General features: G+C 64.4%; 20 protein-coding genes. 12 read left to right on the top strand and 8 right to left on the bottom strand.

The window, feature by feature from the left end; all coding sequences use genetic code 11:
• Positions 1-18: 18 nt before the first annotated feature.
• The gene (locus tag O4220_RS15875; protein ID WP_269605824.1) at positions 19-1,281 is read left to right on the top strand and encodes a Mur ligase family protein; all 1,263 of its coding nucleotides are present in this window, start codon (positions 19-21) and stop codon (positions 1,279-1,281) included.
• A complete protein-coding gene (locus O4220_RS15880; RefSeq protein WP_269605827.1) occupies positions 1,274-1,978 on the top strand; it encodes a type 1 glutamine amidotransferase in 705 nt (234 codons plus the stop codon). Before O4220_RS15875 ends, O4220_RS15880 begins: the two co-directional genes overlap by 8 nt.
• Before the next feature lie 65 nt (positions 1,979-2,043).
• Here O4220_RS15880 and recR read toward each other — a convergent pair whose 3' ends face one another.
• The 3 genes from recR to O4220_RS15895 all read right to left on the bottom strand — a co-directional run bounded on the left by recR (position 2,044) and on the right by O4220_RS15895 (position 3,521).
• Positions 2,044-2,652: a recombination mediator RecR gene (recR, locus tag O4220_RS15885; RefSeq protein ID WP_037175939.1), complete on the bottom strand. Its 609-nt coding sequence runs from the start codon at positions 2,650-2,652 to the stop codon at positions 2,044-2,046.
• A 9-nt stretch (positions 2,653-2,661) separates the two neighbouring features.
• Positions 2,662-3,000: a YbaB/EbfC family nucleoid-associated protein gene (locus O4220_RS15890; protein ID WP_317564856.1), complete on the bottom strand. Its 339-nt coding sequence runs from the start codon at positions 2,998-3,000 to the stop codon at positions 2,662-2,664.
• Positions 3,001-3,155: 155 nt separating this feature from the next.
• The gene (locus O4220_RS15895; RefSeq protein WP_269605833.1) at positions 3,156-3,521 is read right to left on the bottom strand and encodes a hypothetical protein; all 366 of its coding nucleotides are present in this window, start codon (positions 3,519-3,521) and stop codon (positions 3,156-3,158) included.
• Between the two features lie 57 nt (positions 3,522-3,578).
• Here O4220_RS15895 and O4220_RS15900 point away from each other — a divergent pair, with 57 nt between their 5' ends.
• Entirely contained in the window at positions 3,579-4,229 is a 651-nt protein-coding gene (locus tag O4220_RS15900; protein ID WP_269605836.1) for a hypothetical protein, read from the top strand.
• Here the strand turns inward: O4220_RS15900 and O4220_RS15905 are convergent.
• Complete coding sequence (locus O4220_RS15905; RefSeq protein ID WP_269605838.1) at positions 4,226-4,660, bottom strand: SRPBCC family protein; 435 nt, start codon at positions 4,658-4,660, stop codon at positions 4,226-4,228. The two genes, O4220_RS15900 and O4220_RS15905, sit on opposite strands and share 4 nt — an antisense overlap.
• A gap of 258 nt (positions 4,661-4,918) precedes the next feature.
• Here O4220_RS15905 and O4220_RS15910 point away from each other — a divergent pair, with 258 nt between their 5' ends.
• The gene (locus tag O4220_RS15910) at positions 4,919-6,364 is read left to right on the top strand and encodes an FAD-binding oxidoreductase (protein WP_269605839.1); all 1,446 of its coding nucleotides are present in this window, start codon (positions 4,919-4,921) and stop codon (positions 6,362-6,364) included.
• On the top strand, positions 6,361-7,677 hold the full coding sequence (locus O4220_RS15915) for a class I SAM-dependent methyltransferase (protein ID WP_269605841.1): 1,317 nt from the start codon (positions 6,361-6,363) through the stop codon (positions 7,675-7,677). Before O4220_RS15910 ends, O4220_RS15915 begins: the two co-directional genes overlap by 4 nt.
• A 52-nt stretch (positions 7,678-7,729) precedes the next feature.
• Here O4220_RS15915 and O4220_RS15920 read toward each other — a convergent pair whose 3' ends face one another.
• Both O4220_RS15920 and O4220_RS15925 read right to left on the bottom strand, forming a co-directional pair.
• Positions 7,730-8,512 (bottom strand): alpha/beta fold hydrolase, encoded by a 783-nt coding sequence (locus O4220_RS15920; protein ID WP_269605843.1) that lies wholly within the window; start codon positions 8,510-8,512, stop codon positions 7,730-7,732.
• Positions 8,513-8,540: 28 nt separating this feature from the next.
• On the bottom strand, positions 8,541-9,473 hold the full coding sequence (locus O4220_RS15925; RefSeq protein WP_269605846.1) for an oxygenase MpaB family protein: 933 nt from the start codon (positions 9,471-9,473) through the stop codon (positions 8,541-8,543).
• Positions 9,474-9,496: 23 nt separating this feature from the next.
• Between O4220_RS15925 and O4220_RS15930 the strand changes: the two genes are divergently transcribed.
• From O4220_RS15930 to O4220_RS15940, 3 genes are read left to right on the top strand one after another with little or no spacing between them, the layout of a single operon-like run.
• Positions 9,497-10,069, top strand: coding sequence for a TetR/AcrR family transcriptional regulator (locus O4220_RS15930; RefSeq protein WP_269605848.1), 573 nt, complete (start codon positions 9,497-9,499; stop codon positions 10,067-10,069).
• Between the two features lie 26 nt (positions 10,070-10,095).
• Complete coding sequence (locus O4220_RS15935; protein WP_032379982.1) at positions 10,096-10,356, top strand: acyl-CoA-binding protein; 261 nt, start codon at positions 10,096-10,098, stop codon at positions 10,354-10,356.
• 48 nt (positions 10,357-10,404) lie between these two features.
• A complete protein-coding gene (locus O4220_RS15940; protein WP_269605850.1) occupies positions 10,405-12,771 on the top strand; it encodes an FdhF/YdeP family oxidoreductase in 2,367 nt (788 codons plus the stop codon).
• Between the two features lie 25 nt (positions 12,772-12,796).
• On the opposite strand, the gene O4220_RS15945 is transcribed toward O4220_RS15940, so the two are convergent.
• Positions 12,797-13,453 (bottom strand): GntR family transcriptional regulator, encoded by a 657-nt coding sequence (locus O4220_RS15945; protein ID WP_269605852.1) that lies wholly within the window; start codon positions 13,451-13,453, stop codon positions 12,797-12,799.
• A gap of 107 nt (positions 13,454-13,560) precedes the next feature.
• On the opposite strand from O4220_RS15945, the gene O4220_RS15950 reads away from it, so the two are divergent.
• Entirely contained in the window at positions 13,561-15,078 is a 1,518-nt protein-coding gene (locus O4220_RS15950) for an aldehyde dehydrogenase family protein (protein WP_420030406.1), read from the top strand.
• Positions 15,075-15,995 (top strand): oxygenase MpaB family protein, encoded by a 921-nt coding sequence (locus O4220_RS15955; protein ID WP_420030407.1) that lies wholly within the window; start codon positions 15,075-15,077, stop codon positions 15,993-15,995. Before O4220_RS15950 ends, O4220_RS15955 begins: the two co-directional genes overlap by 4 nt.
• A 16-nt stretch (positions 15,996-16,011) precedes the next feature.
• On the opposite strand, the gene O4220_RS15960 is transcribed toward O4220_RS15955, so the two are convergent.
• A complete protein-coding gene (locus O4220_RS15960) occupies positions 16,012-17,064 on the bottom strand; it encodes an alpha/beta hydrolase (RefSeq protein ID WP_269605858.1) in 1,053 nt (350 codons plus the stop codon).
• 119 nt (positions 17,065-17,183) lie between these two features.
• Between O4220_RS15960 and fadD5 the strand changes: the two genes are divergently transcribed.
• Entirely contained in the window at positions 17,184-18,758 is a 1,575-nt protein-coding gene (gene fadD5, locus O4220_RS15965; protein ID WP_269605860.1) for a fatty-acid--CoA ligase FadD5, read from the top strand.
• Between the two features lie 234 nt (positions 18,759-18,992).
• Positions 18,993-19,307, top strand: coding sequence for an integration host factor, actinobacterial type (gene mihF / locus O4220_RS15970; RefSeq protein ID WP_008712632.1), 315 nt, complete (start codon positions 18,993-18,995; stop codon positions 19,305-19,307).
• Positions 19,308-19,353: the final 46 nt, after the last annotated feature.

Here is a 19,353-nt window from a genome sequence, read left to right on the forward strand (position 1 = left end):
CTGTGCCAGACTCGGCGGATGGTTGAAGTGGGTGAGCGCAGGCGTATCGGCGCACGGGGCCGTGTGGCACTGCGCGCGGCGGAGCTGGCGACCTGGGCGTCTCGCAAGGCAGGCCGGGGTAAGGGCTCGATGATCGGCGGACTCGTCGCACTCAAGATCGACCCGAACATCCTCGGCGGGCTCGGGCGTGGTCGACGCACCGTCATCGTCACCGGCACCAATGGTAAATCCACCACCACCAGAATGACCGCCGCAGCTCTGGCCACTCTCGGCGACGTCGCCACCCAGGCGGACGGCGCGAACATGGACGCGGGCATCGTCGCGGCCCTGCACGCGCACTTCGATGCCGAGCTCGCAGCCCTCGAAGTCGACGAACTGCACGTCCCGCATGTGTCCGACGCGGTGGACCCGGCAGCCATCGTGTTGCTCAACCTCAGTCGCGATCAGCTCGACCGTGTGGGCGAGATCAACATGATCGAGCGCAAGCTACGCGCCGGCTTGGCCCGGCACCCGGAGACCGTAGTCATCGCCAACTGTGACGACGTCCTCGTCACCTCGGCCGCATTCGACGCCCCGAACGTCGTGTGGGTCGCCGCCGGTGGCGGGTGGGCAGGCGACTCGGTCAGCTGCCCCCGCACGGGCGAGCCCATCCTGTGGGAGGGCGAGCACTGGTACAGCACCGGCAGCGACTTCAAGCGTCCGACGCCGGATTGGTGGCTCGACGACGAGAATCTCTACGGTCCCGACGGCCTCGTCCTGCCGATGAAATTGGCGCTGCCCGGAAAAGCCAACCGCGGCAACGCAGCTCAAGCAGTTGCCGCAGCAGTGACGCTGGGCGCGAGCGCAGAAGATGCCGTCGCGGCCGCGTCGAGCGTCGACGAGGTCGCGGGGCGCTACTCCACCGTCCAGTACGGATCACATTCCGTCCGAATGCTTCTCGCCAAGAACCCCGCCGGCTGGCAGGAGGCGCTGTCGATGATCGACCCCACCTGCGACGGACTCGTCATCGCCGTCAACGGCCAAGTACCGGACGGCGAAGACCTGTCGTGGCTGTGGGACGTCCGCTTCGAGCACTTCGAGAACGTCGCCGTGGTCGCCGCCGGTGAACGCGCGACCGACCTCGGGGTACGACTGCTCTACGCGGGCTCGCAGCACACCACCGTCGCAGATCCGTTGCAGGCCATTGCTTCCTGCCCGCCGGGACGCGTCGAGGTACTCGCCAACTACACCGCGTTCCGTGATCTCGGTCGCGCGCTGGCACGTGAGGTGAAAGATGTCTGAGTCCACCGTTCGCATCGGCCTCGTTCTGCCCGATGTGATGGGCACGTACGGCGACAACGGCAACGCGCTCATTCTGCGACAGCGGCTGCGCATGCGCGATATCGACGCCGAGGTCGTGCAGATCACCCTCAGCGATCCGGTTCCCGATTCACTCGACGTGTACACCCTTGGTGGAGCTGAGGATTCGGCTCAACGCCTGGCGACGCGTCACCTCACTCGGTACCCGGGATTGCAGAACGCCGCAGCTCGCGGTGCGCCCGTGTTGGCGATCTGCGCCGCCATCCAGGTACTCGGCCACTGGTACGAGACCTCCGCCGGCGAACGTGTCGACGGCATCTCGCTGTTCGACGTCACCACCGCACCACAGGCCACGCGGTCGATCGGTGAGGTCGTCACCGAACCGGCGCTCGAGGGCCTGACCCAGAAACTCACCGGCTTCGAGAACCATCGCGGCGGAACAACTCTCGGCCTGGACGCGTCCCCATTGGCCAAGGTCACCCACGGGGTGGGGAACGGTGTCGGCGACGGACGCGAAGGCGTCGTGCAGGGTTCGGTACTCGGCACGTACATGCACGGGCCGGTACTCGCCCGAAACCCGGAGTTGGCGGACTACTTGCTGGAGCGTGCCTTGGGCACCACTCTCGCTCCGCTCGAGCTGCCCGAGGTGGCCCAACTTCGCAAGGAACGGCTGCGATAGTGCCCGCGGCAGTGGTGCGATCAAAGGCCCTGGGCGGCAGCTGATCGCACCACTTCCGTGTGCACTCACATTCGTCGACGTCCGGTCAGAGCGCGGCCCAGCGTCAGTTCGTCGGCAAATTCGAGGTCTCCGCCCATGGGCAGGCCGGAGGCGAGGCGGGTAATGGCCAGCCCGGGAAAGTCTCGCATCATGCGCACCAGGTACGTGGCCGTTGCTTCGCCCTCGGTGTTGGGGTCGGTGGCGATGATGACCTCGGTGACGTCCACTCCGTCGTCCTGAGTTCCCACGCGGGTCAACAACTCCCGGATTCGCAGCTGGTCCGGGCCGACGCCGTTGAGTGGATCGAGCGCCCCACCGAGCACGTGGTAGCGGCCTTTGAACTCCCGCGTACGTTCAACGGCCTGAACATCTTTGGGCTCTTCGACTACGCAGATCATGGATCGGTCGCGGCGCGAGTCCGAGCAGATTCGGCACAACTCCTTGTCCGAGACCGTGCCACAGACGATGCAGAACTGCACACCATCGCGGATTCGCTGCAGTGCGCGCATCAGCCGGTCCACCTCAGGCGGTTCGACACCCAGGAGGTGAAAGGCTATGCGCTGAGCACTTTTCGGACCGACCCCGGGGAACTTGCCGAGCTCGTCGATCAGATCCTGTACCGGACCTTCGTACACCCGTCTCGCCTAGAAGCCGGGTAGTCCGAGTGAGCCGCCGCCGAGACCGCCGGCAAGGGGGCCCAGCTTCTCGCTCGCCACGTTCTGCGCTGCCTTCGACGCATCAGCGATAGCACCGATCACCAGATCCTGGAGGGTCTCGATGTCTTCGGGGTCGACGACCTTGGGGTCGATGGTCAGTCCGACCACCTCACCGGTTCCCTTGACCGTGGCGACTACGAGTCCGCCGCCCGCCTGGCCGGTCACTTCGGTTTCCGCGATCTCGGCCTGCGCCGCCATCAGCTGCTGCTGCATCTGCTGGGCCTGCTGCAGGATCGATGCCATGTCGGGCTGCTCACCGGGTTGCACTGTGCCGTCCTCTCGCGTGGGTACGAAGCGAACACCAGCGTAGCCGCACCTTGGATCGCTGTGATTCACTGCGCGTCGAATCGACATACCGACCTGAGTGTCCACAATTTCGCGGCAGACACGGGATCGCGCCTGCGGTGACGAATAGTGGACACTCAGCGCAGTGCCTTCCGGCGATGCCGCACGACGGTTCGCCCTCGGTAACGAGGATCAGCGTTGCTCCGCGCGATGGTCTTATCCGGCGGGGAGGAGTTCGCCGGCGAGAACGCTGTCGGGCCGTCGGGCGAATCGATGATCACGCGCATCAGGGGACAGAGGTCGGCAAAGATCTGACGATCCTTGCTGCACGGGCACCTAAGCCCGGCGAAGGTTCGGCCGTCCGCCACTCTCACCGCCGCACCCATCGTGTGGATGCCGTCCTCATCAGGTCCCGCATCCGTCGACGAATCGATTGTCTGCCTGGCCAGTTCGACCAGCGTCCGATCCCCGTCGGTCGCGGGTAGTGCGGAAGAGAAGGACACGACGCGCGCCCCGTGCCTGAGGATCCGTCAGTTCTGACCACCCGTACCCTGTGGGGCATGACGCCGCCTGCGAGCCCCTCCCCTCGCAAGCGCCGCGTCACTGCCGAGACCATGGCCGAAGCAGGAATTGCCCTCACGTTGCCGAAAGTATCGGTGAAGTCGGTGGCTCAGAGCCTGGGCGTCTCGATCGTCGCGATCTACAACAACATCGAGGATCTGTGCGCGCTCAAAGCCCTGGTGGCGGAAGAAATTCTCCGCCGATGGTCGCCGCCGCTTCCCGGTGACGACGAATCGATGCACGACGCTCTGCTGACACTCGCCTCCGCGATGCGCAAGCTGGTGCACTCCAACCCGGGCATCGCGGAGTATCTGATCGGTCTGACTCCCAGTTCCATCGACGCGATTCGGATGGCCGACGTCGTGCAGACGCGCTACCGAGTGCGCTACGACCTCACCCCCAAGCAGGCGACGTGGGCCGTCATCACCGTCGTCGAGCACGCGATTGCACTGGCAGAGATCGTCTACAACGATGCCCGACGCGATCGTGAATACGACGACGCGATTGCCGCACGTACCGACCTCGACACGTTGCCCGGGGCCTACGACACGATCGACCGCGGACCCGACGGAATGTTCCTGTGGTCGATGCGCACCGTGGTGGTCGGGACCCTGGCGCTCATCCAGGCCCCCGACTTCGAGCTGGCCTAGACCAATTCACGACGCAGGTTCTCCAGCGTCGCGGCCTGGATCTTCTTCAGGCCGAGCGGGGCGAACGTCTTCTCGAAGAACCCGCCGATTCCGCCCGCGCCCTTCCATTCCGTCGTCGTGGTAACCGCCGTACCGCCGTCGTCCGGGGCTACCGACCAGGTTGTGACCATGGAGGAGTTGGCGTCCCGTTCGGTGATGGTCGATCCGGCGACCGAGACCGTCGCGGCGACGTTGCGCACCCGCTTCTCGGTGGCCTGCAGGGTCCACTTCGCCACCGTTCCGTCTCCCTGACCGCCCTGGACCACCTCGTAGTCGCGGTACTGCTGAGGCAGGATGCGGGGGCGGACCGTCTCGTAGTCGGCGAGAGCAGCAAGCACCCGATCCGGGGTGGTTGCGATGGTGACGGAACTGGATGCGCTGACCTGAGCCACGGAAACGTTCTCCTTCTATAGCGAACGGGATGTGCATTCATCCTGCCTCGCCGAGCGCTCACCTTCGGCATCGCGTCGAACGGCATGTGGCGTGCCTCACAAAGAAAATTCTCAGCGGGCAAAACACATGCATGCTGCAACCATTTTGTCTGAATTATGATGATTCCCAGCCCCGTTTCGGCAACAGTTGCGTGAAGTTTCACCGGTCGGACGCCCACGCCGGTGGATACCGAGCAGTACGAGATATAGCGTCTGTACGTGGCTTCAGTGAATACTCTTCTCGGACGACGGCCAGAACCGAGGGAGAGCGGTTACGCAGCGCACCGATCGGGTGTCGAGCAGTTGCTTCGCAGCTATCGCGCGATCCCCACCGATGCGACGGTGCGTCTGGCGAAGAAGACGTCCAACCTGTTTCGGGCCAGGACGACATCGAACACCCCGGGACTCGACGTGTCCGGCCTGAGCAAGGTCATCACCGTCGATCCCGCTGCAGGCACAGCCGACGTCGCGGGCATGTGCACCTACGAAGACCTCGTCGACGCGACGCTTCCCTACGGTCTCGCCCCCCTCGTCGTCCCGCAGCTCAAAACGATCACCCTCGGCGGAGCCGTCACCGGCCTGGGCATCGAGTCGACGTCCTTTCGCAGTGGGCTCCCGCACGAGTCGGTACTCGAGATCGACGTCCTCACCGGCAGCGGCGAGATCGTCACCGCAACGCCCGAGGGCGAACATGCCGACCTCTACTGGGGCTTCCCCAATTCCTATGGAACCCTCGGTTACTCGACCCGGCTGAAGATCCAGCTCGAGCCCGTGCTGCCGTATGTCGCGTTGCGCCACCTACGGTTCCACGACCTCGAGGCCCTTCAGTCCACGATGGATACCATCGTCACCCACCGCGAGTACGACGGCATCGAGGTCCAATACCTCGACGGCGTGGTCTTCAGCGCCGACGAAAGCTACCTCACGCTCGGCCTTCAGACCGACGAACCCGGGCCGGTCAGCGACTACACAGGCGCAGACATCTTCTACCGCTCGATCCAGCACGATTCGGACACACCGAAGACCGACCGGCTGACCATTCACGATTACTTGTGGCGCTGGGACACCGACTGGTTCTGGTGCTCTCGCGCATTCGGAACCCAGAACCCGACAATTCGACGCTTCTGGCCGCGCAAGTATCGACGCAGCAGCTTCTACTGGAAGCTGATCGGCCTCGACCGCAAGTACGACATCGCCGATCGACTCGAGAAGCGTAAGGGAAATCCGCCACGCGAACGCGTCGTACAGGATGTCGAAGTTCCGATCGAACACACCGCAGGATTCGTGTCGTGGTTCCTCGACAACATTCCGATCGAGCCGTTGTGGTTGTGCCCGTTGCGACTTCGTGAGCCGGCGGCGCCCGGCGCCAATCCGGCTCGGCCGTGGCCGCTGTACCCACTCGAGCCCAAACGCACCTACGTCAACATCGGCTTCTGGTCCTCGGTACCGATAGTCGCCGGCGAACCCGAGGGTGCAGCGAACCGCGCCATCGAGAAGAAAGTCACCGACTTCGACGGGCATAAATCGCTGTACTCGGACGCTTACTACACCGAGGATGAATTCGCCGTGCTGTACGGCGGCGACAGATACGTCGAGCTGAAAAAGAAATATGATCCCGAAACCCGATTGTTGGATTTGTACTCGAAGGCGGTGCAACGCAAATGACGACGTTCAAGGACTCAGATAATCGAACGGCGAACAGCAGCCAGAAGCTCAAGATCTCGGAGATCCTGGAACTGATCTCCGACGGCAACATCCCACTGCGTTTCACCGCATACGACGGCAGTACCGCCGGACCCGAGGACGCGAAGATCGGCCTCAATCTCAAGAGTCCGCGCGGAACCACCTATCTTGCAACCGCTCCCGGCGATCTGGGCATGGCGCGGGCGTACGTCTCGGGCGATCTGGAAGCAACGGGCGTCCATCCGGGCGACCCCTACGAGTTGCTCGCACTGATGGGCGACGAGCTCCACTTTCGTCGCCCCTCGGCCATGACACTGACCTCGATCGCCCGTTCGCTCGGCTGGGATGTGTTGCGGCCCATCGCTCCCCCACCCCAGGAGGCCATTCCGCGGTGGCGTCGTATCGCCGAAGGCTTGCGCCACTCCAAGACCCGCGATGCGGAAGCGATCCATCACCACTACGACGTGTCCAACGCGTTCTACGAGATGGTGCTCGGCCCGTCGATGACGTACACGTGCGCCGCGTTCGAGGAAAGCGATCAGACTCTGGAAGGTGCGCAGGAGAACAAGTACCGTCTGGTGTTCGACAAGCTCGGCCTGAAGCCGGGCGATCGTCTGCTCGACATCGGTTGTGGCTGGGGTTCGATGGTGCGCTACGCGGCCCGCCGCGGCGTCCAGGTGATCGGCGTGACGCTTTCGCAGGAGCAGGCGTCGTGGGCGCAGAAGGCCATTGCCGAGGAGGGCCTGTCCGAGCTCGCCGAGGTGCGCTTCTCCGATTACCGCGATGTGGCCGAGACCAACTTCGACGCCATCTCGTCGATCGGACTGACCGAGCACATCGGCGTGCACAACTACCCGTCGTACTTCACGTTCATCCAGTCCAAGCTGCGGGACGGCGGACGACTGCTCAACCACTCGATCACCCGTCCGGACAATCGCGCGCATGCCAAGGCGGGTAGCTTCATCGACCGGTACGTCTTCCCCGACGGGGAGCTCACCGGCTCCGGACGCATCATCACCGAAATCCAGGACGTCGGCCTCGAGGTCCGTCACGAGGAGAACCTCCGCGAGCACTATGCGCTGACCCTCGCCGGATGGTGCCGGAACCTCGTCGACAACTGGGACGCATGCGTCGCCGAAGCCGGCGAGGGAACAGCCCGCGTCTGGGGTCTGTACATGGCCGGTTCCCGTCTGGGCTTCGAGCGCAATGTGGTTCAGCTGCACCAGGTTCTGGCCGTCAAGCTCGGACCGAAGGGACAGGCGAACGTGCCACTTCGACCTTGGTGGAACGGCTGACGCATGTGCACGGAACTTCGTAGCCCACTACGAAGTTCCGTGCACATGGGAGTCAGCGACCTGTTCCGCGCAGGATCACGCGAGCGGCCTCGACGGGCTGATCCCAGTGTGGGAAGTGTCCGCACTTGTCGAACCAATGCAGGGTGGCGTCGGGGAATCGCTCCAACGCCACCTCTGCCTGGCTGGGAGTCGTCACCTTGTCCTGACGACCCCAGCCGATGAGCAGTGATCCCTGCAACGACCCTTTCGGTGCACCGAGCTGCTTCGGCCCGTGGATCAGAGCCTTGCGGGCGGCGTCCAGTGACGGTGAAGTCTTGGCCGAGAAGCCCTTCAGCTCCCGCTCCACCAATCCACTCGGCAATTTCCACGGCGCAGCCGAGAACTGCGCCAGCGCAGCCGTTCTCGTCACTGGATTCCCGGCCAGGAACGGCACCAGCGGTTGAACGTTCTTCATCAGTGCCAGTGACGCGGTGATCGTGGCTCCGAAGATCTTCACCTGACGGTCGTTCCAGAACCCGCCGGGATCGAGCGCCACCATCGAGCCTCGGTGACCACGGCGGCCGAGCTCGACGACCATGCGTGCGCCCATCGAACTGCCGACGAGATCGGCATCGGACAAGCCCTCGTCGTCGAGGTAGGTGCGCAACGCATCGGTGAGGCTCGCGATCGAGACCTCGGGCAGCGGCGGGGTCTGTCCGAACCCCGGCAGATCCAGGGCGATGACCTCTCGGTGCGCAGCGAGTGCGGGAACGATCGGGTCCCAGTTGCGGTGCGAGGAGCCGAGGCCGTGGACGAGAACAAGCGGCTTACCGCGTCCGGTTCTGACGTTGTACATACCCGGCATGTACCCCGGGCCCGTCGATCTACACCTTCGGGCTGTAGTGCGACGGGTTGGAGCGCCGCGTGAGAGGTGGCAGATTGCGAGCCGGGGTGTGCACCAGCGGTGATGTCGCCGGAGTTCGGCCGAGAGCGCGATCCCACCCGGCCCGGCCACGCGGATGCAGTCGCCGACGCGGCGGCACCAGCCCGAACGCCAGGTTCACCGCCCTGCCGAACAACGCGAACCGCTGCTCGTCTCGGGCGGACCAGCGGTAGCCGAGGAGTTCGCGCACCGGCTCGTCGTAGAGCCCCACGGTGATCCACACGAACAACGCAGACACCGGACGCCGCAGCACCGCCCAGATTCGATCCGGCAGCCAGGCCGCGTACGGCGGTGGTCCCAGCTTCGACAGGTCCAGTACCCCGCGCGCAGCCATGTTGTCCTCCAACACGTGTGTGCACATGTTCTTCCAGTACTGCTGAAACTCGGGCCAGGTCGCGGGCACCGGACGCATGCTCATGCCGTAGAGGCGATACCACTGCACGTGCTCGTCGAACAGTTGCGCCTTCTGTTCCTCGCTCAGCCCGCCCATGAAGTTGTCGGCGGTGAGCACCGTGCCCATGAAGAAGGTGGCGTGCGCCCAGTAGAACGTGTCGGGATCGAGTGCGTGGTACTTGCGTCCCTTGGCGTCGATTCCCTTGATGTTCGTGTGGTAGCCGCGCACTTCGAGCGCGGTCTGCTCGGCGCGATCGCCGTCGAACACCACCCCGCCGATGGGATACAGGGACCGGTACAGACGCTGCCAGCGCTCGTCGAAGAACGTCGAATGCTGCTCCACGCCGGCGCCGAGGCCGGGGTGCATGTTCTGCATCGACCCGGCCCAGACGCCCTGCAGCATCCCCCGCCAGTCTCCGAAGTACTTCCAGGTGAGCGAATCGGGACCGAGCGGGACCGGACGATCACTCTGACTACGCATGTTGTCAGACTAGGGTTGACAACATGCGTAGTCAACAGTTGGAGGAGCGTAGATCCAAGCGGTACGACGCTCTGCTGGCCGCGGGGGTCGAGCTTCTCGGCTCTCCGGACGGTCCGGCGGTCAACGTGCGCGCCGTCTGCCGAACCGCTGGGCTGACCGAGCGATACTTCTACGAGAGCTTCACCGACCGGGACACCTTCGTCCGGGCGGTGTACGCGTGGGTGGGATCGAGAGCGCAGACCGCGTTGCTCGACGCCGTCACGGCCGCGGACACCCCCGAGAACACCATCGCCGCGCCGGTCCGAGCATTCGTCGAACTCATCATCGACGAACCGCGAACCGGACGAGTGCTGCTCATCGCGCCGTTGGCGGAACCGGCGCTGAGCCGACGCGGTCTGGATCTGCTGCCCGGTTTCGTCGAGTTGGTGCAGTCACAACTTCCCGACACCGAAGACCGACAGCTGATCGCCGTCGGAACCGTCGGGGCACTGACCGCCCTGTTCATCGGCTACCTCGACGGCACCGTCACCGTCACGCGCGAAGCCCTCGTGGCGCACTGCATCCGGCTGATTTCCGATGCCTCCGTGCGAGGATGACACCACCTCTAACCGAAGGAGTTTTCATGTCCGATCTCGATCAGTCGTTCGCCGATGCGCAGGTAGACGTCAAGAAGCTCACGTCCAAGCCGAGCAACGACGATCTGCTGAGCCTGTACTCGCTCTACAAGCAGGGTTCGATCGGTGATGCCTCGGGTAAACGGCCCGGGCGACTGGACATGGTGAACCGCGCGAAGTTCGATGCCTGGGCGAAGCTCGAAGGTACGAGCCAGGATTCGGCGAAGCAGCAGTACGTGGATCTGGTGACCAAGCTCCTCGCCGGCTGAGCCTACGGCTATGGTCGAGTGCGGGGGTAACGCAACGAAGGGACCCGCATGAGACGCACCGACAGCGACGTCGACGAGGCCGAGCTCGACATCGAGAAGCCGAAGACCCACGCGGCAGGCCCCGTCGCCGTCGCAGTGTCGATGAAGCGGGCACTCGGGCACATGGGCCCGAAGCGCACCGCGCAGACGCTGCTCAAGCTCAACCAGGCCGAGGGTTTCGACTGCATGAGCTGCGCGTGGCCCGATCCCGATCCGGGCCACCGGCACGCGGCCGAATTCTGCGAGAACGGCGCGAAGGCTGTTGCGGAGGAAGCGACGACAACGCGGGCGACCCCGGAGTTCTTCGCGCAGCACAGCATTGCCGAGCTGGACGCCCACACCGAGCACTGGCTCGGCCAGCAGGGCCGGATCACGCACCCGATGATCAAGCTGCCCGGCGGCAGCCATTACGAGCCCATCGAATGGGACGACGCGTTCCGTTTGATCGGTGATGAGTTGATGAGCCTGGCAAGTCCGGACGAGGCAATCTTCTACACCTCGGGCCGCGCCTCCAACGAGTCCGCGTTCACGTACCAGTTGTTCGCTCGATCGTTCGGCACCAACAACATGCCCGACTGCTCCAACATGTGTCACGAGTCGACGTCCATCGCTCTGCAGGAATCCATCGGCATCGGCAAGGCCAGCGTCACTCTCGACGACGTTCACACTGCCGAACTGATCATTCTGGCCGGCCAGAATCCCGGCACCAATCACCCCCGTATGCTCTCGGCCCTCGAGATGGCGAAGCAGAACGGCGCAAAGATTCTGTCCATCAACCCCCTTCGCGAAGCGGGTCTGCTGAACTTCAAGAATCCGCAGACCCCGCGCGGCATGGTGGGACCGGGAACGGACCTGTCGGATCTGCACCTGCCGATCAAGCTCAACGGCGATCTCGCTCTGTTCCAAGCCATCGGCTCACTGCTGGTGCAGTGGGACGCACTCGATCACGAGTTCCTCGACAACTACACCGTCGGCTTCGACGCGTGGAAAGCGCACGTTGCCGAGGTCGACTGGGATCTCGTCACCGAGGTCACCGGATTGTCGGTAGCGCAGATCACCGAGGCTGCCGAGATGCTGCGCGACTCCAAAGCCACCGTCTTCTGCTGGGCCATGGGCCTGACGCAGCACCGCAACGCCGTCGCCACCATCAAGGAAGTCACCAATCTCGCGTTCGCGCAAGGCAACATCGGTAAGGCAGGCGCAGGTCTGCTGCCGGTTCGTGGCCACTCGAACGTCCAGGGCGACCGGACTATGGGTATCTGGGAGCGCCCGCCGGTGGCCTTCCTCGACGCGATGGCCGCGGAGTTCGACTTCGAGCCACCGCGTGAGAACGGCTTGGACACCGTCGATTCCATCCGTGCCATGCGCGACGGCAAGGCACATTTCTTCCTCGGACTCGGCGGCAACTTCGTCCAGGCCACGCCGGACAGTGACGTGACGTTCCAGGCGCTGCGCAAGATGCGGATGACGGTGCAGATCTCCACCAAGATCAACCGATCCCACCTCGTCTGCGGTGAGACCGCCTTGATTCTGCCCACCTTGGGGCGCACCGAGAAGGACGTGCAAGCCAGTGGTGAGCAGTGGATTTCGGTCGAGGATTCCACCTGCTCGGTGCACTCGTCCCGTGGCCCACTGAAGCCGGCCAGCCCCTACCTGCGCTCGGAGGTCGCGATCGTCAGCGGCATCGCCGAGGCCACCCTCGGTGACCGATACGGCCTCGACTGGAAGGGTTTCCGCGACGACTACCGCAACATTCGCAAGCACATCTCGCGTGTCGTCGCCGGCTGCGAGGGCTACGAGGTCAATGTTCGACGCCCCGGCGGCTTCGTCCTGCCACACCCACCCCGCGACAGTCGGACATTCGAGACCAAGAGTGGCCGAGGTGAATTCGCAGTGTCACCGATCGACGTGCTGCAGGTTCCGCCGGGCCATCTGATTCTGCAGACGCTGCGCAGCCACGATCAGTTCAACACCACGATCTACGGCCTCAGCGATCGGTACCGCGGCATCGAGAACGGCCGACGCGTCATCTTCGTGCACCGAGAAGACATCTCCACGCTCGGTTTTCGCGACGGCGACATGGTCGATCTCGTCACCAAGTGGGACGACGACGACGTGGAACGATGCGCGCCGTCGTTCCGCATCGTCGAATACGACACCCCGCGCGGATCGGCTGCTGCGTACTACCCCGAGACCAATCCGTTGATCCCGCTGGATTCGACTGCGCTGCAGAGCAACTGCCCCACCTCCAAATCGGTGATCATTTCGATGGTGCCGGCCGGGACGGGTGTGCAGGGAACTGCGAGCGGCCACCAGGACAACGAGGGATCGGACGAGGGTCACAAGTCGCACCCGCAGCCGCACCACTTGAGCTGACCGGTTTCGAAGGAAGTGGGTCGTTCTAGCGAATGTCCCACTTCCGGAACTGGCGGCGCATCACGTCGGCGGCGGCCTCGATGTCACGCCGCTCGAAGGCGTCGATCAGCTGTTCGTGGCTGCGCACTGCGTCCTCGCCCCACCGAGCATCGGTCGCGTACAACCGCGGCGTGTACCTGACCGCACCGAGAAGGAACCACGCCAGTTTCATTCCGCCGGCAACCTTGTTGACGCACTTGTGGAACTCGAACTCGTAGTACTCGACCGATTCGGCATCCGCGCGGGCAACGGCGTCGCGTAGACCGTCGTTGAGCGCGGTCAACTGTGCCACGTGCTCGTCGGTGATGACGCCCGCCGCACGGCCGGCGAGTGTGCCCGCGATGGTGCCCTGCAGCCAGAAGATGTCGTCGACGTCCTGCGCCGACAATTCGTTCACGCGGTAGCCGCGGTGCGGCACCTGTTCCACCAGTCCCTCACCGCGCAAAGCGACGAGTGCCTCTCGCACCGGAGTGGCACTGACACCGAGCTCGACTGCCGCTTCCTCGATCCGCACGAACGAGCCGGGTTGCAGTACTCCTGTGACGATCTGTTGGCGAATCCGCCCGGCAACGTCCTCGGACAACTGGGGGCGGCGGGGAATCGGACGCTTCGACGACGCAGTTCGGGTGAGATCGAGACTCATGAATCTGCTCCTGCTCTTGCACGGCCGGGCAGCGGGGTTGTAGCAACCGAAAGTGACGCATAGTGTGGCCTGGACAACATTGAATCACATCAAATATATGTGATGCGATCTGCTGGAGGATTGAACCCGTGACGGACCAGATCGAACGAACCAACGACGCCACCTTCGACAGCCTCGACCCCAGAACGGGAACCACCCTCTCCACCTATCCGGTAGCGGACTCCGCCGACGTGGCCGTAGCCGTCGCACGCGCCCGATCGGCCGCGCGGTGGTGGGACGCCCAGGGTTTCGCCGGACGCAAGCGGTGGCTGCTGGAATTCAAATCCGCCATCGCCCGCGACGCCGCGAGTCTGGCCACGGTCATCGCCGCCGAAACAGGTAAACCCGACGAGGACTCGCTGCTCGAGGTCATGTTGGGCGTCGAACATCTCGACTGGGCCGCGCGCAATGCCGAGAAGACTCTCCGGCAGCGCAAGGTCGGATCAGGTCTGCTGGCCGTCAATCAGAAGGCCTATGTGGGATACCGTCCGTTCGGCGTCGTCGGGGTCATCGGACCGTGGAACTACCCGCTGTACACCCCGATGGGTTCGATCGCCTATGCACTCGCCGCAGGCAACACCGTTGTCTTCAAGCCCAGCGAACTCACCCCGGGCGTCGGAGTGTGGCTGGCCGAGAAGTGGGCGTCGCTCGCCGTTCCGCATCCCGTCTTCCAGACCGTCACCGGCGACGGTTCCACCGGCACGGCCTTGGTCGAATCCGGCGTCGACAAGATCGCCTTCACCGGCTCCACCGCCACGGCCAAAAAGGTGATGGCCACGTGCGCGAAGTCGTTGACCCCACTGGTCGCCGAATGCGGCGGCAAGGACGCGATGCTCGTCGACTCCGACGCGAACATCGCTGCCGCAGTGGAGTTCGCCACGTTCGGCGCGATGGGTAATGCAGGCCAGACCTGCGCGGGCGTCGAACGTATCTACGTCGCCGCTCCGGTGTACGACCGGTTCGTCGGCGAATTCACCGCCGCCGTACGGGCACTGAAGCCCGGCGGAACGAAGACCTCGTCCTACGGCCCGATGACGCTGGGCAAGCAGAGCGAGATCGTGCGCGGCCAGATCGAGGACGCCTTGGCCAAGGGCGGCAAAGCTGTTGTCGGCGGACTCGATTCGCTGCACGGGCCGTACGTCGACCCGGTTGTCCTCACCGACGTGCCCGAGGATTCCACTGCGATCACCGAAGAGACATTCGGCCCGACAGTCGTGGTCAACAAGGTGCGAGATCTGGACGAGGCGATCGAGCGGGCCAATGCCTCCAAGTACGGACTCGGTGCGTCGGTGTTCACCCAGGACGACGCAGTGGGCAGACGTGCCGCGGAGAAGCTCGATTGCGGTGTGGTGACGGTCAATTCGGTGCTCGGCTTCGCGGGCGTTCCGGCGCTGCCGTTCGGCGGCACCGGCGATTCGGGGTTCGGCCGGATCCATGGGGCCGACGGCCTTCGTGAGTTCAGCACCGTCAAGTCGATGACGGTGCAGAGCTTTGCCGCTCCGGTGAACCTGTTGACCATGAAGCGCAAGGCACGAAACATGAAGCTCTCGGTTCTGGCACTGAAGCTGCGGCACGGACGGGGCTGACCGTGGACGTCACGCCGAAGAAGGGGCGATTCGGCTGGCTCGCGCGCATCGAGGAACTCGACCCGGTGAGGGATTGCCACACAATTCACCGCATCACCGCCGGGTACGAGTTCCCGTGGGACTATCAGCGCGCTCTCGAATTCGCGTTGTTCCGCACGTATTGCGTTCCGACGATCTCCGCGTTGCTCGCCGAGACCGGTGAGTTCGAGAAGCGCCCACAGAAGCGCTACGACGACACCGCATTGCTGATGGCCGAGATGCTCGAGCACGGGTACGACTCCGAGCGGGGCCGCGAATCGCTTCGGATGGTCAATCGGATGCACGCGCAGTACGACATCTCGAACGACGACATGCTCTACGTACTCACGACGTTCATCTACGAGCCCATCGAGTGGATCGACACCTACGGGTGGCGTCGCCTGCACCCCAAGGAGCGACTCGCCACGTTCCACTTCTACTGCGAAGTGGGAAAACGAATGGGCATCAAGCACATTCCTCGGTCGTACACCGAGCTTGCCCAGTTCAAGCTCGACTACGAGGAACGCACGTTCCGGTTCAGCGAGGACAACAAACGCATCGGCACATACACCCTCGATCTCTACTGTTCCTGGTTCCCCGCTGCGCTCACGCCCGCGGTGAAGCAGGGAGTGTTCGCGCTGCTGGACGACCGGATGGCCCATGCTTTCGGATTCCCGGCGGGTTCGACGACCGTCGAACGAGTCGCCGTGCGAGCCCTGCGTGCCAGGGCCCGGGTAGAGCGGTTCTTCCCCAAGCGGACTCGGTCGCGGGCCACTGCCGATGCGACCAACAAGACCTATCCCGGATACCCCGTCGGCTATCAGCCGAGCGATCTGGGCACCCCGACCTCACCGCGAGTTCGCGGTTGTGGAGCAAAAACGCCGGAAATCTCGGCGTAACTGCGAACTCGACGAGTCAGAGTCCGTCCACCCACCTGCCGAACGCATCGCGAAACTCCGACGAGAGCGGCAGCGGTGCGAGAGCGGTGTTCGGATCCGCGGGTAGCGGGCCGAGCTCGCCCAACATGTGCGAGCTGTTGGCGAAGTTCGCGAAGGCGAGGTCTGTGTGTCCCAGGGCCACTCGCACGTTCTCGACCTGGCCGCAAGAGACGTTGAGGTCCTTGTCCGAGCAGGTCAGGAACGAGGAGTACGAGTCCGGGAGTGCGGCAGCCAGATTCGCTGGGTCCGTTGCATCGGCTTCACGCAGGAAGCCGGCGCTCTGCCGCAGTCCCAGACCGTCGACGATCGGGTCGGGCTCGGCGGACAACGCCCGTCCCGCGCGGATATCGGCGACGGCCTGGGCAAAGCGATCCCGGGACGCGGTGGCCTGCTCCTCGGTGAACTGGCCCGTTGCCACGGCTTCGCCGATATTGCGATCGACCTGCGCGGTCAGCAGGTCGAGGTAGCGGATCGACAACGGCTCGAGCAGGCCGACATGGGTGAACGCCGCACTGTCGGCATCGGCCAAGCGCAGTGCCGTCAGCGCGCCCTCGCTGTGCCCGATCACCGTCGTGCGATCCGCCCCGACACCGGTCCGCTGTTGCAGGAATGCCAGTGCGTCCGCAGCATTGTCGACCTGCGCATCGAAGCCGGGAGGGTTGTTCGGATCCACACCGGCGAGTCCGGTACGTCCGCTACCGAGCTTGTCGAATCGCAGGCTCGCAATGCCGCGTCTGGACAGCTCGTCGGCAACGTATGCGGTGGTATTCAGCTGCAGATCACCCGAGTTTCCGTTGCGATCGGTCGGCCCACTGCCCGGCAGCACCAAAGCGACACCGCGGGTTTCGCCGACGGGGACGCGAAGGCTCCCGTAGAAAGTGATGCCACCGGACTCGAAGCTCACTTCGGAGTCGAGCGCGTCGTCCGGCGACCACGGAACGTTGATCGGGGCAGCGGACGCGGTACCCGCGCCGACGAGAAGGAGCATCGACGCGGCCAGTACGGCCAGCAGTCTTCCTGTGCGCAGCATGCAGCCAGGGTAACAATCCGACCGCCCGTTCCGGCACTGCGCGAGTACCGATGCGCGACCGACAATCACTGTAAGCTGCATCACATTTCACCGTGGTCGACAGCACAGAGGAGCAGTCCATGAGCGAACAGCCCGGCGTCGACGAGAGCATCGAGCAACCCCATCTCGCGCGCCGGAACAACTGGAACAATCAGGTTCGACGGCACGCCCTGATGCAGCCTGTGGCCGTGGCCCTTCGGTTTCAGGGGCGTTCGATCACATGGCGCGAACTCGACGACAGAGTGTCGCGGTTCGCCGGCGCACTCGCCGGTCGGGGCATCGGATTCGGTGACCGCGTGCTGATTCTCATGCTCAACCGACCGGAGTATCTCGAGGCAGTACTGGCGATCAACGCACTCGGCGCGCTGGCCGTGCCGGTGAATTTCCGCATGACTGCACCGGAGGTGGCGTTCCTCGCACAGAACAGCGGGGCCACCGAGGTGATCACCGACGAGACCCTCGCACCACTGGCCGAATCAGTGGTCGCACAGAGTGATTCGCTGGGCGGTGCCATCACCGTCGGGGAGTCGTACGAGACTCTGCTCTCGGGCAGCGAGCCTGCGGACATCGTCGACGTCCCGGACGACGCTCCGGCACTGATCATGTACACCTCGGGTACCACCGGCAGGCCGAAGGGCGCGGTATTGACCCACGCAAACATGCAGGCGCAGGGCCTCACCTGCATTCGGGCACTGCAGATGAACGCCACCGACGAGGTCGGCTTCTGCGCGTCGCCGATGTTCCATATCGCTGCACTGGGCAGCCTGGCGCCCAGTCTGCTGCTCGGCATCCCGACCGTCGTCCATCCGGTCGGCGCTTTCGATGCGGGGACGCTGCTCGACGTCCTTGCTGCCGAGGGAGTCACCAACCTGTTCCTCGTCCCGGTGCAATGGCAGGCGATGTGCGCCGAGCAGGCGCGGAGTCCCAGAACACTTGCGCTGCGGGTTGTTTCCTGGGGTGCCGCACCGGCGTCCGACACAGTTCTGCGAGCGATGTCGGAGACCTTCCCCGATGCGCTGAACGTTGCGGTGTTCGGACAGACCGAGATGTCGCCCATCACCTGCGTGCTCGACGGAGTCGATGCCCTGCGCAAGATCGGCTCGGTCGGACACGTGATCCCGACCGTGTCGGCGCGCATCGTCGACGACGAGATGAACGATGTGGCCCCAGGCGAGATCGGCGAAATCGTCTATCGGGGACCGACAACGATGCGTGAGTACTGGGAGAACCCGGACGCGACGGCCGACGCTTTTCACGGCGGATGGTTTCATTCCGGCGACCTCGTGCGTCAGGACGAGGAGGGCTTCGTCTTCGTCGTCGACCGCAAGAAAGACATGATCATCTCCGGCGGCGAGAACATCTACTGCGCCGAGGTCGAGAACATCCTGTTCGCTCACCCCAGGATCCGCGAAGCCGCAGTGATCGGCCGGCCCGACGAGCGATGGGGCGAGGTACCCGTTGCGGTGGTCGCGCTGCACGATTCCGAGGACGCACCCGATCTCACGCTCGACGAATTGACGGTCTGGCTCGGAGACCATCTGGCGCGCTTCAAACACCCCAAGGAATTGGTCGTCGTCGACGCGCTCCCGCGCAACGCGAGCGGCAAGGTTCTCAAGGTCGCCCTCCGGAAGTCTTACGCTCCGGCAACAGTCTGACGACCCCGATACGAGGCGTCGAACACCCGCTGTTGCCGGGCCCGAATGGGCCGAAGTGCTGGTCGGGGCACACCGCGAATCGGATAGGACGTAGCCTGGCTGGGAAGGTTCGGTGGCTCGACCGTGAATGACATCCGTGTTGTTCGGTTAGATTGGAAGAGCCACCAGGCACGATGCAAGAGGGTCGAGACCTGTCAACGAGCGACGGGTCACCACAATCGAGGAGAACAGGCCATGGCTTTACCAGTATTGACACCGGAACAGCGCACCGCGGCGCTGGCCAAGGCGGCCGAGGCACGCACTGCGCGGTCGAAGCTGCTCGCATCCGTCAAGTCCGGCGAACTCAGCGTCGCTGACGTTCTCGCCAAGGCGGAGAACGACGAGATCGTCAAGAAGACCAAGGTGTCCGCCCTGATCAAGGCCCTGCCGGGTGTTGGATCCGTGCGCGCCGCACAGCTGCTCGAGCAGCTGTCCATCGCCGATACCCGCCGTATCGGTGGCCTCGGTGCCAACCAGCGCGAAGCACTGCTGGCTGCCGTCGCATCCTGATTCACAACTTGCGATAACGCGTTACCTGCAGGGCTAGCATTTCGAC

Source organism: Rhodococcus ruber (assembly GCF_027270735.1).
GTDB classification, from domain to species: Bacteria; Actinomycetota; Actinomycetes; order Mycobacteriales; family Mycobacteriaceae; genus Rhodococcoides; species Rhodococcoides rubrum_A.